Below are 12,006 nucleotides of genomic sequence, written 5' to 3'. Positions count from 1 at the left end.
GGTCGGCTTGGGGTCTTCGAGAAAGAGGCGACTCGCGTTGTCTGGCCCGCAGGCCGGCGGACGAGGATTCGTTTGCGGTGCGCCGCAATAGAATATTAGAATTAGCTAATTATCAATCTCGCCGTCGGCGACGAGGCAATCGATCATGCAGGATCCCGCGAGCTTTTCCGACCGCACCATCGGCCGGGTCGAGGTCAAGGAGACGACCTGTTACATGTGCGCCTGTCGCTGCGGGATCCGCGTGCATCTGCGCGACGGCGAGGTCCGCTACATCGAGGGCAACCCGAACCACCCGCTGAACCAGGGGGTGATCTGCGCCAAGGGGTCCTCGGGCATCATGAAGCAGTACTCGCCGGCGCGTCTCACCCAACCGCTGCGGCGCCGGCCCGATGCCGAGCGCGGGACCTCGGCGTTCGAGGCCATCAGTTGGGAGGAGGCCTTCTCGCTGCTCGCTGAGCGCCTGGAGCGGCTGCGCGCCGAGGACCCGAAACGCTTCGCCCTCTTCACCGGTCGCGACCAGATGCAGGCCCTGACCGGACTCTTCGCCAAGCAGTTCGGGACGCCGAACTACGCCGCCCATGGTGGCTTCTGCTCGGTCAACATGGCGGCCGGGCTGATCTACACGATCGGCGGCTCGTTCTGGGAGTTCGGCGGGCCGGACCTCGACCGGGCCAAGCTCTTCGTCATGATCGGCACGGCCGAGGATCACCACTCCAATCCGCTCAAGATCGCCATCTCGCAGTTCAAGCGCCGCGGTGGGCGCTTCATCTCGATCAACCCGATCCGCACCGGCTACTCGGCGATCGCCGACGAGTGGGTGCCGATCCGCCCCGGCACCGACGGCGCCCTGCTGCTCGCGCTGATCCACGAGATCATCCAACAGGGCCTCTACGATCGTGAGTTTCTGATCCAGTACACGAACGCCGCCGAACTGGTCGTCGACGACCCCGAGCGCGAGGATTACGGCCTGTTCTTCCGCGCCGAGATGCGCGTCGAGGAGGGTTGCTTCGATCCAGACAACAAGCTCTGGTGGGACCGCGCGATCGGCCCGATCGGCACCCACACGCCCGGCGCCGATCCGCGCCTGCTCGGATCGTATCAGCTGCCGGATGGCACCCCGGTGAAGCCCTCGTTTCAGCTCCTGAAGGAGCGGGTCGAGGACTACACGCCCGAGTGGGCGGCGCGCATCACCGGCATCCCGGCCGAGACCATCCGCCGTCTGGCCCACGAGATGGGCGTCACGGCGCGTGACGAGACGATCGAACTGCCGATCCAGTGGACCGACTGCTGGGACAACGAGCATGCCTCGGTGACCGGCAATCCGGTCGCCTTCCACGCGATGCGCGGGCTCGCCGCCCACTCCAATGGCTTCCAGACGATTCGGGCGCTCGGCATCCTGATGACCGTCCTCGGCACCATCGATCGCCCCGGCGGCTTCCGCCACAAGGCGCCGTTTCCGCGGCCGATCCCACCCTGTCCGAAGCCGCCCCACGGCCCCGAGGCGGTGCAGCCGAATACCCCGCTCGACGGCATGCCGCTCGGCTGGCCGGCCAAGCCCGAGGACCTCTTCGTCGACGAGCAGGGCGAGGCGGTGCGACTCGACAAGGCCTTCTCGTGGGAGTACCCGCTCTCGGTCCACGGGTTGATGCACAACGTCATCACCAACGCCTGGCGCGGTGACCCCTATCGCATCGACACCCTGCTGCTGTTCATGGCCAACATGGCCTGGAACTCGACGATGAACACGGCCGCGGTGCGCGACATGCTCGTCGACAAGGACGAGGACGGTGAATACAAGATCCCCTTCCTCGTGGTCTGCGACGCCTTCTCCTCCGAGATGGTCGCCTTCGCCGACCTGGTCCTGCCCGACACCACCTATCTCGAGCGTCACGATGTCCTGTCGATGCTCGATCGGCCGATCTCGGAGTTCGACGGTCCGGTCGACGCGGTGCGCATCCCGGTCCTCCCGCCCAAGGGCGAGTGCAGGCCGTTCCAGGACGTCCTGATCGAACTCGGCACCCGGCTCGGGTTGCCGGCCTTCGTCACCGAGGACGGGCGGCGCAAGTACCGCGACTACCCGGACTTCATCGTCAACTACGAGACATCCCCGGGCTCGGGCATCGGCTTCCTCGCCGGCTGGCGCGGCAAGGGCGGCGAGAAGTTCTTGAAGGGCGAGCCCAATCCGCGCCAGTGGGAGATGTACGCGAGCAACGGCTGCGTCTATCACCACGAGCTGCCGCGCTCCTACCAGTACATGCGCAACTGGAACAAGGGCTACCTGCACTGGGCCCGGGCCCACGGCATGACCCGCTACGCCGAGCCGATCGTGCTGCATGTCTACTCGGAGGTCTTGCAGCGCTTCCGTCTCGCCGCGCAGGGTAAACGCCCCGGCCGCCAGCCGCCGGAGCGGCTGCGCCAGCGCGTCGCGACCTACTTCGACCCGCTGCCCTTCTACCACGAGCCGCTCGAGACGGGGCTGATCGACACGCATCGCTATCCGCTCAACGCGCTGACCCAGCGGCCGATGGCCATGTACCACAGCTGGGACAGCCAGAACGCCTGGCTGCGCCAGATCCACAGCCATAACTACCTGTTCATGAGCCCGCGCGTCGGGGCCGCCAACGGCTTCGACGACGGCGACTGGGTCTGGGTCGAATCGCCGCACGGGCGGGTCCGCTGCCAGTGCCGCTTCTCCGAGGCGGTCGAGCCGGGCACCGTCTGGACCTGGAATGCGATCGGCAAGGCGGCCGGCGCCTGGGGCCTCTCGCCGCAGGCCGACGAGGCGCGCAAGGGCTTCCTGCTCAATCACCTGATCGCCGAGGAGCTGCCGCCCAACCCGGCCGGGGCGCACCTCTCGAACGCCGACCCCGTGACCGGCCAGGCGGCCTGGTTCGACCTGCGGGTGCGCGTCTACAAGGCGGCCGCCGACGAGCCGGCCGTGACCTCGCCGCAATTCGACCCGATGCCGCGGTTGCCGGGGCAGGGGCGGCCGCGCGGCAAGTGGCAGGCCTATGTCGCCGGCCTGTTCAGGAAGTAGCGGAAGGCCGACCCATGACCCAATATGCGCTCGTCATCGACCTCAACGTCTGCGTCGGCTGCCAGGCCTGCGTGACCTCCTGCAAGCAGTGGAACACCTCCGGCTGGGCCGGTCCGCTCGTCGACCAGAACCCCTATGACGAGGAGCCCTCGGGGACCTTCTTCAACCGGGTCCAGACCTTCGAGGTCGGCACCTTCCCGGACACCGAGACGGTCCACTTTCCGAAGAGCTGCCTGCACTGCGAGGAACCACCGTGCGTGCCGGTCTGCCCGACGGGCGCCTCCTACAAGCGGGCCGACAACGGCGTGGTGCTCGTCGATTACGACAAGTGCATCGGCTGCAAGTACTGCTCGTGGGCCTGCCCATACGGGGTGCGCGAGGTCGACGCCCAGCAGCGCGTGATGAAGAAGTGCACCCTCTGCATCGAACGGATCACCGACGGGTCCCTGCCCGAGCGCGAGCGCAAGCCGGCCTGCGTGCTCGCCTGCCCGACCAGCGCGCGGCTCTTCGGCGACGTCCATGATCCGGCATCCGAGGTGTCGGTCGCGATCCGCGAGCAGGGGGGCTATCCGCTGATGCCGGAGTGGGGCACGAAGCCGTCCAACCACTACCTGCCGCGGCGCAAGACCCGCCGCCACCTCGATCCGGACGAGATCATCCGCGTCGACAATCCGTTGCGCAAGGAGGACCTCACGACCTACACGGACGAAGAGACCCTGGACGACGTCACCTGGTAGCGCGAGCGGTGGTCCCCGTCGTCGGGGATCGAGCGAAGGAGCATCCATGCATCCGGCATTTTCCGTCATCTTCCTCACGACCCTGATCGGCGCCGGCCAGGGCCTGTTTCTCGCGCTCTACACCGGGCAGCTCTACGCGCTGGCCCACCTGCTGCCCGAGCAGGACCCGGATTTCTATGCGCTGGGCAGCGTGCTCGCGCTGGCCCTGCTGGCCGGCGGGCTCCTCGCCTCCTTCTTCCACCTCGGCCGCCCCGAGCGCGCCTGGCGGGCGGCGAGCCGGTGGCGCACCTCCTGGCTGTCGCGCGAGGTCATCGTGCTGCCGATCGTCATGGCCTGCGTCTTCGCCTACGGGCTGGCCCACGGCCTCGGCTGGACCGACCCGCTGATCACGATCCGCGACACGCTGCCGCTCGATGCGACCCTGATCCTCGGTGCCCTCGGCACCTTGGGGACCTTCGCCCTGTTCGTCTGCACGGCGATGATCTATGCGCACGTGCGCTTCCTCGAGGAGTGGCATTCGCCGCTGACGGTCGCGAACTTCACCTTCCTCGGCATCGCCTCGGGCTTCATGCTCGCGGCCGCGTATTCGGCCTATCGCGGCGACCAACTGGTCGCCTTCTTCGGCACCTGGGCCGTCGTCGCGACCCTGCTCGGCATGGCCTCGCGGCTCGCCTCGCTGGCCCGCAACCGTCGCCTCAAGCCGAAGAGCACGGTGCAGACGGCGATCGGCGTACGGCATCAGGTGATCGAGCAACTCACCCAGGGTTTCACCGGCGGGTCCTTCAACACCCGCGAGTTCTTCCATCACGAGGCACCCGGGACGCTGGCGGCGGTGCGCTGGTTCTATCTGGTGCTCGTCTTCCCGCTGCCGGTCGCCTTGATCGGCATCGCCTACGTCATCGAATCGCCGACGCTGCCGATCGCCGCCTTTCTGATCCAGTATCTCGGCCTGATCGGCGAACGCTGGTCCTTCTTCGCCGAGGCCCGCCATCCGCAGAACCTCTACTATCAGCGCATCGCCTGATCGGCAGTGGGACGGTCCCGCACGGCCCGGGCACGTCGCCCGGACCAGGTGGGTCGAGTCAGCCTAGTCCTGGCGGATTCCCTCGACGCTCAAGATCATCTCGACATCGCGCGAGGCCGGACCGAGGTCCCGCTCGATGCCGAAGTCCTTCAACGCGAAGCGGGTGCTGCCCTGGAAGCCGCGCCGGTAGCCGCCCCAAGGGTCTTGGCCGTGGCCGATCTCGGTGACGTCGATCCTGATCGGCTTGGTGATCCCGCGCAGGGTCAGGTCGCCCTCCAGGACGGCCGTGCCGTCATCGTTGGCGGTAAAGGACGTGCTCTTGAAGGTCGCCTCCGGGTATCGGCGCACGTCGAGGAACTCCTTGTCCCGGAGATGCTTGTCGCGCTCGGCATGGTTCGAGTCGATGCTCGCGGTCTTGATCGTGACCTCGACGGTCGCGGCGTTCGGGTCGTTCTCGTCGTAGCTGAAGCGACCGGAGAAGTCATTGAAGCGGCCATAGAGCCAGCTGTAGCCGAGGTGCGGGATGCGGAACTGGATGAAGGCATGGCCGCCCTCGGTGTCGATCACATAGTCCTCGGCCATCGCCAGGCCGGGCAGGGCCAACGCGGCGGCGAGGGCGAGGGCGGGGAGTCGCTTGCTCGTCATCATGGTGCTCCTCTGTTGGGTTGACTGCGAAAAAGGTTGTGACAGGCCCGCCGGAGAAACATTCCGCCGGGTATGGGAACGGGGCTGGCGCGGCGGTCGGGTGACCGCGTCGCTGGCGGCAGAGACGACTAGTACCTCGCTCCAGACCTACCGAGGCCGCTTTCATGTCGCCCTATGATGCGAGCGCCGTAGGAGCCCGCTTGCGGGCGACCAGGTCGCGCGCGGCGACGAAGATGAAGATCGCCCGCAAGCGGGCTCCTACCACGCGAGGGTGGCAGGCCGCAGCGTGCGGTCTCGGGAATTCCGCAGTCTTGCACTAACGCCGCGCGGCACGCCGCCCGAGCATCCGCAACAGGGTGGCGTCGCGGTCGATGAAGTGGTGCTTGAGCGCCGCCAACGCATGGACACCGGCGAGGCTGACCAGTGCGATGGCGAGGATCAGGTGGACATCGCCGGCCACGTCGGCCTGATTCGGCAGCCCGGTCACGGTCGCCGGGACGCTGAACAGACCGAAGACGTCGATCGCACGGCCGTCGGCGGTCGAGATCAGGTACCCGCTCGCGATGACCAGGAACAGCAATAGGTAGAGGAGGGTGTGCATCAGGTGCGCGATGCGCTGCTCCAATGGCGACTGGCCGGGCTCCGGGCGCGGCGTCACATTGCCGAGCCGCCAGCCGAGGCGCGCGACCAGGATCAGCGACAGCAACACCCCGATGCCCCTGTGCAGGTCCGGCGCCCTCGTGTACCAGGCATCGTAGTAGGTCAGCTCGACCATCCACAGCCCCAGCGCGAACAGCCCGACGACGACGACCGCAATGAGCCAGTGCAGCAGCACGGCGACCAGGCCGTAATGCTCCTCGGAATTAAGCCACATTCGCCCCTCCGTTGTCGGCTGGGGCGGGTCGTCGGATCGGCCCGCCAGGCACCAGGGTGGTGCGCCTGGATCGATGATAATACGAATCAGGCAAGAATTATGGAGGTCCCGGCTGGGCGGTGCGCGACCAGCGAGATCTCGCTCGACGTCGCGCGCAGGACGGGGCGCCCCGCGCGCCCGGCCGGAAGCCGGCTCGTCAGGCCGAGAGGCGCCGGTACTTGATCCGGTGGGGCTGATCGGCCTCGGCCCCGAGGCGGCGGTGGCGGTCGGCCTCGTAGTCGGCGTAGTTGCCCTCGAACCAGGTCACCGTGGAGTCGCCCTCGAAGGCCAGGATGTGGGTCGCGATCCGGTCGAGGAACCAGCGGTCGTGGCTGATGACGACGGCGCAGCCGGGGAACGCGAGTAGGGCCTCTTCGAGGGCGCGCAGCGTCTCGACGTCGAGGTCGTTGGTCGGCTCGTCGAGGAGCAGCAGGTTGCCGCCGCTCTTCAGCAGCTTGGCCAGATGTAGGCGGTTGCGCTCGCCGCCGGAGAGGTCGCCGATGCGCTTCTGCTGGTCGGCGCCCTTGAAGTTGAAGCGGCTGCAATAGGCGCGCGAGGGCATCTCGTAGCGCCCGACGATGATGTTGTCGGCCCCGTCGGAGACCTCTTCCCAGACCGTCTTGGCGTTGTCGAGGGCGTCGCGGCTCTGGTCGACATAGGCGATCTGCACTGTCTCGCCGATCCGCAGTTCGCCGGCATCCGGCTGCTCCTGGCCCGTGAGGATGCGGAACAGCGTCGTCTTGCCGGCGCCGTTCGGGCCGATGACGCCGACGATGCCGCCCTTCGGCAGGTTGAAGGACAGGCCCTCGTAGAGCAGCCGGTCGCCGTAGGCCTTGCTCAGCCCGTTGGCCTCGATGACGAGATCGCCGAGGCGCGGACCCGGCGGGATGTAGATCTCGTTGGTCTCGTTGCGGGTCTGGAATTCCTGCGATTGCAGCTCGTCGAAGCGGGCCAGGCGCGCCTTGCTCTTGGCATGGCGGCCCTTGGGGTTGGCGCGCACCCATTCGAGCTCGTGCTGCATCGCCTTGATGCGTGCGGCCTCCTGCTTCTGCTCGAGCTCCAGGCGCTTCTCCTTCTGCTCGAGCCAGGAGGTGTAGTTGCCCTCCCACGGGATGCCGTGGCCGCGGTCGAGTTCCAGGATCCAGCCGGCGACATTGTCGAGGAAGTAGCGGTCGTGGGTCACGGCGACGACGGTGCCTGGGTATTCGTGCAGGAAGCGCTCGAGCCAGGCGATGGACTCGGCGTCCAGGTGGTTGGTCGGCTCGTCGAGCAACAGCATGTCGGGCTTCGACAGGAGCAGCCGGCAGAGCGCCACACGGCGGCGCTCGCCGCCGGAGAGTCGGGCGACCTCGGCGTCCCAGGGCGGCAGGCGCAGGGCCTCGGCGGCGACCTCCAGCGTGCGTTCCAGGTCGTGGCCATCGGTCGCCTGGATCAGGTCCTCGAGCTCCGCCTGCTCCTTGGCCAGGGCATCGAAGTCGGCATCGGGCTCGGCATAGGCCGCATAGACCGCATCGAGGCGCGCCAAGGCCCCCTTGATGTGCCCGAGCGCCTCCTCGACGTTGCCGCGCACGTCCTTGGTCTCGTCGAGTTGGGGCTCCTGGGGCAGGTAGCCGACCTTGATGCCAGGCTGCGGGCGCGCCTCGCCCTCGATCTCGGTATCGATGCCGGCCATGATCCGCAGCAGCGACGATTTGCCGGCCCCGTTGAGGCCGAGCACGCCGATCTTGGCGCCGGGGAAGAAGGACAGCGAGATGTCGCGCAGGATCACGCGCTTGGGCGGCACGATCTTGCCGACCCGATTCATGGTGTAGATGTACTGGGCCATCGGGATCCGTGGTGGTGTGATTCGGTGAATGGCGGCGCGCCGAACGGCGCGACGAAAGCACGATAGGCGTGAATTTTGCCCGCTTCGCTGGGCAAAGTCCAAGCGGCGGACCGGGGCCAGCGCTTCGCGCGCCGTGGCGCTAAGGCGCGCCGCGCGGTCGGTAGTTGTCGGGGATCAGGACGGTCGGGGTGCACTGCGCCGGGTCCTGGAACGGGAAGTCGAGCGTGTAGTGCAGGCCGCGGCTTTCGTGGCGCGCCTGGGCGGAGCGGATGATCAGGTCGGCGACGTCGACCAGGTTGCGCAGCTCCAACAGGTCGTTGCTGACGTGGAAGTTGCTGTAGTACTCGATGATCTCCTGGTGCAGCAGATCGACGCGGCGCTTGGCGCGCTGCAGGCGCTTGTTGGTGCGCACGATGCCGACATAGTCCCACATGAAGCGGCGCAGCTCGTCCCAGTTGTGCGAGACGACGACCTCCTCGTCGGGCTGGGTGACGCGGCTCTCGTCCCAGGGCGGCGCCCCGGTGACCGGGGCCATCTGCGGCAGGCGGCGCTCGATATCGCGCGCCGCCAACTCGGCGAAGACGAGGCACTCCAACAGCGAGTTGCTGGCCATCCGGTTGGCACCGTGCAGGCCCGTGTAGGCGGTCTCCCCGACGGCATAGAGGCCGTGCACGTCGGTGCGGGCGTGCGCGTCGGCGATGACGCCCCCGCAGGTGTAGTGGGCGGCCGGGACGACCGGGATCGGCTCGCGGGTGATGTCGATGCCGTACTCCAGGCAGCGGGCGTGGATGGTCGGGAAGTGCTCGCGCACGAAGTCGGCCGGCTGGTGGGAGATGTCGAGATAGACGCAGTCGCTGCCGATCCGTTTCATCTCGTGGTCGATGGCGCGCGCGACGATGTCGCGCGGGGCGAGTTCGCCGCGCTCGTCGAAGGCCGGCATGAAGCGGGTCCCGTCGGGCAGCAGGAGCCGGGCGCCCTCGCCGCGCAGGGCCTCGGAGATCAGAAACGACTTGGCCTCCGGGTGGTAGAGGCAGGTCGGGTGGAACTGCATGAATTCCATGTTCGCGACCCGGCAACCGGCGCGCCAGGCCATCGCGATGCCATCGCCGGTCGAGACATCCGGATTGCTCGTGTAGAGATAGACCTTGCTCGCGCCGCCGGTCGCGATCACGACGCAGGGCGCGAGCAGCGTCTCGACCTGGCCGCCGAGCCGGTCGAGGACATAGACCCCGAGGCAGCGGTTGTCGTGGCCGCCGAGCTTGGCGGCGGTAATGATGTCGATGGCGATATGGTTCTCGAACAGGGCCAGGTTGGGGCGGGCACGGACCCGCGTCTCGAGCGTGTGTTGGACCTCGTAGCCGGTGGCATCGGCGGCGTGGATGACGCGCCTGTGGGTATGGCCGCCCTCGCGCGTGAGGTGAAAGCCCCCGGCATCCTTGGCCTGGTCATCCCGGGTGAACTGCACGCCTTGGTCGAGGAGCCAAGCGATGGCGGCCGGGCCGCGTTCGACGACCTGGCGCACCATGTCCCTGTCGCACAGCCCGCCTCCGGCCCTGAGGGTGTCTTGGACGTGGGAGGCGATCGAATCGCCGGCATCGAGGACGGCCGAGATCCCGCCCTGGGCATAGCGGGTGTTGCCTTCCTCGAGTTCGCGCTTGGAGACGACGGCGACCGAGATGTCGGCACGCAACTGCAGGGCAACGCTCAGGCCGGCCGCGCCGCTGCCTAGGATGACGACGTCGAAACGATGGGAGTCGGACATGGTTCGGCTGGCCTCGTGAAGCCCTCTGGCGCGGCGCGCAAAGATCGCTGTCGGCTGAGCATAACGCCAAACCGGGACCCTGTGTGCGCTCAGGGACCAGTGACGCCATCGTGCATGGCCACCGCCGCGCCGACCGAGGCGCGGGCAAGATCTCCGGAAAGAGTATGCCCCGCCAGCCCGACCATGTCGCGCGCCCTTGCGGACTCGGGTCCGGTTTCGGTCTAATAACCAATTCGCCGATTCATGCGCGGCCCATGGCCGCGGAGCCCGATGTCCGCCCAGACGACCAACCGCACCGCTCGGATCGAGCGCCAGACCCTGGAGACCCGGATCCGCGTCACCGTCGACCTCGACGGGACGGGGCGGGCGAACCTGCGTACCGGGGTGCCGTTCCTCGAGCACATGCTCGAGCAGGTCGCGCGCCACGGGCTCATCGATCTGGAGATCGAGGCCGACGGGGATCGGCATATCGACGATCACCACACGGTCGAGGACCTGGGGATCACGCTCGGTCAGGCCCTGGCGCGGGCCCTCGGCGACAAGCGGGGCATCCGTCGCTACGGCCACGCCTACGTGCCGCTCGACGAGGCCCTGTCGCGCGTGGTCGTCGACCTCTCCGGCCGCCCGGGGCTCGTCTTCTCGGTCGACTTCGTCCGCGAGCGGATCGGCGCCTTCGAGGTCGACCTGTTCCGCGAATTCTTCCAGGGCCTGGTCAACCATGCGGCGCTGACGCTGCATGTCGACAACCTGCGCGGCGACAACGCCCATCACCAGGCGGAGACCGTCTTCAAGGCCTTCGGTCGGGCACTGCGGATGGCCGTCGAGCCGGATCCACGGATGGCCGGCATCACCCCATCCACCAAGGGCGCGCTCTGAGCGTCCCGCTGACTGCCGAGGAGCTGCCGCGTGCTGCTGATCCCCGCCATCGATTTGAAGGACGGTCGCTGCGTGCGGCTGCGTCAGGGTCGCATGGAGGACGAGACCGTCTTCTCCGATGATCCGGTCGAGATGGCCGGGCGCTGGGCGACGGCCGGGGCGCGACGCCTGCACCTGGTCGACCTCAACGGCGCCTTCGCCGGGACTCCCGTCAACGGCGCGGCGATCCGCGCGATCGCCGCGGCCTTCCCCGAACTGCCGATCCAGGTCGGCGGCGGGATCCGCGACGAGGCGACGATCGGCGCCTATCTGGAGGCGGGCGTGCACTATTGCATCCTGGGCACCCAGGCGGTGCGCGAGCCCGAATTCGTCGCCCGCGCCTGTCGCGCCTTCCCTGGGCACATCCTGGTCGGCCTCGATGCCCAGGACGGCCAGGTCGCGGTGCAGGGTTGGGCCGAGATCACCGAACACCGGGTCGAGGACCTGGCGCGGCGCTTCGAGGACGACGGCATCGAGGCCGTGATCTACACCGACATCGGCCGCGACGGCATGCTGAGCGGCCCGAACCTGGGCGCGACCCGGGCCCTGGCGGCGGCGATCGGCATCCCGGTCATCGCCTCCGGCGGCATCACGCATCTGGACGACGTGCGGGCCCTGGCCGAGGCGGCGCGCGACTGCGGGATCATGGGCGCCATCACCGGGCGCGCCATCTACGAGGGGACGCTGGACTTCACCGAGGGCCAGCGGCTCGCCGATTCCATCGAGGAGAACCGATGACCGATAGCGACGAATGGCTCGAGGCGATCAAGTGGGATGCCCAAGGCCTGGTGCCGGCGATCGCCCAGGAGTCGGGCACCGGTAAGATCCTGATGATGGCCTGGATGAACCGCGATGCGCTGCGCCTGACGCGCGCGAGCGGCCACGCCGTCTACTGGTCGCGCTCGCGCGGGAAGCTCTGGCACAAGGGCGAGGAGTCGGGCCACCAGCAGGTCGTGCGCTCGATCCGCATCGACTGCGATGCCGACGTAGTCCTGATCGAGGTCGAGCAGAAGGGCGGCATCGCCTGCCACACCGGGCGCCATAGCTGCTTCTATCGGGAGCTCGATGCGACCGGGGGCTGGGCCGAGGTCGATCCCGTCATCAGGGATCCGCAGGCCATCTATGGCCGGGCCTGAGCGCGGCCATCG

Annotated in this window: 10 protein-coding genes; 6 read left to right on the top strand and 4 right to left on the bottom strand. The window is 68.1% G+C overall.

What is annotated here, in order from left to right; translation table 11 throughout:
* Nucleotides 1-145 precede the first annotated feature (145 nt).
* From soeA to soeC, 3 genes are read left to right on the top strand one after another with little or no spacing between them, the layout of a single operon-like run.
* Nucleotides 146-3,037, top strand: coding sequence for a sulfite dehydrogenase subunit SoeA (gene soeA, locus CKO41_RS13390; protein WP_200249430.1), 2,892 nt, complete (start codon nt 146-148; stop codon nt 3,035-3,037).
* Nucleotides 3,038-3,051: 14 nt separating this feature from the next.
* A complete protein-coding gene (gene soeB / locus CKO41_RS13385) occupies nt 3,052-3,774 on the top strand; it encodes a sulfite dehydrogenase subunit SoeB (protein ID WP_200249428.1) in 723 nt (240 codons plus the stop codon).
* 46 nt (nt 3,775-3,820) lie between these two features.
* Nucleotides 3,821-4,798 (top strand): sulfite dehydrogenase subunit SoeC, encoded by a 978-nt coding sequence (gene soeC, locus CKO41_RS13380; RefSeq protein ID WP_200249427.1) that lies wholly within the window; start codon nt 3,821-3,823, stop codon nt 4,796-4,798.
* 63 nt (nt 4,799-4,861) lie between these two features.
* Here soeC and CKO41_RS13375 read toward each other — a convergent pair whose 3' ends face one another.
* The 4 genes from CKO41_RS13375 to nadB form a co-directional block, all read right to left on the bottom strand.
* A complete protein-coding gene (locus CKO41_RS13375) occupies nt 4,862-5,446 on the bottom strand; it encodes a YceI family protein (protein WP_200249424.1) in 585 nt (194 codons plus the stop codon).
* 313 nt (nt 5,447-5,759) lie between these two features.
* Entirely contained in the window at nt 5,760-6,317 is a 558-nt protein-coding gene (locus CKO41_RS13370) for a cytochrome b (protein WP_200249423.1), read from the bottom strand.
* A 196-nt stretch (nt 6,318-6,513) separates the two neighbouring features.
* Entirely contained in the window at nt 6,514-8,181 is a 1,668-nt protein-coding gene (gene ettA, locus CKO41_RS13365) for an energy-dependent translational throttle protein EttA (RefSeq protein WP_200249422.1), read from the bottom strand.
* A 139-nt stretch (nt 8,182-8,320) separates the two neighbouring features.
* A complete protein-coding gene (gene nadB / locus CKO41_RS13360; RefSeq protein ID WP_200249420.1) occupies nt 8,321-9,943 on the bottom strand; it encodes an L-aspartate oxidase in 1,623 nt (540 codons plus the stop codon).
* A gap of 270 nt (nt 9,944-10,213) precedes the next feature.
* On the opposite strand from nadB, the gene hisB reads away from it, so the two are divergent.
* From hisB to hisI, 3 genes are read left to right on the top strand one after another with little or no spacing between them, the layout of a single operon-like run.
* Nucleotides 10,214-10,819, top strand: coding sequence for an imidazoleglycerol-phosphate dehydratase HisB (hisB, locus tag CKO41_RS13355; RefSeq protein WP_200249418.1), 606 nt, complete (start codon nt 10,214-10,216; stop codon nt 10,817-10,819).
* A 30-nt stretch (nt 10,820-10,849) separates the two neighbouring features.
* Nucleotides 10,850-11,596, top strand: coding sequence for a 1-(5-phosphoribosyl)-5-[(5-phosphoribosylamino)methylideneamino]imidazole-4-carboxamide isomerase (hisA, locus tag CKO41_RS13350; protein WP_200249416.1), 747 nt, complete (start codon nt 10,850-10,852; stop codon nt 11,594-11,596).
* Nucleotides 11,593-11,994 (top strand): phosphoribosyl-AMP cyclohydrolase, encoded by a 402-nt coding sequence (hisI, locus tag CKO41_RS13345; RefSeq protein WP_200249414.1) that lies wholly within the window; start codon nt 11,593-11,595, stop codon nt 11,992-11,994. Before hisA ends, hisI begins: the two co-directional genes overlap by 4 nt.
* Nucleotides 11,995-12,006: the final 12 nt, after the last annotated feature.

The sequence above is a fragment of the Thiococcus pfennigii genome (assembly GCF_016583835.1).
GTDB classification, from domain to species: domain Bacteria; phylum Pseudomonadota; class Gammaproteobacteria; order Chromatiales; family Chromatiaceae; genus Thiococcus; species Thiococcus pfennigii.
Note: the sequence above shows the minus strand (reverse complement) of the source record. Positions and strands in the feature narration are given on the sequence as shown.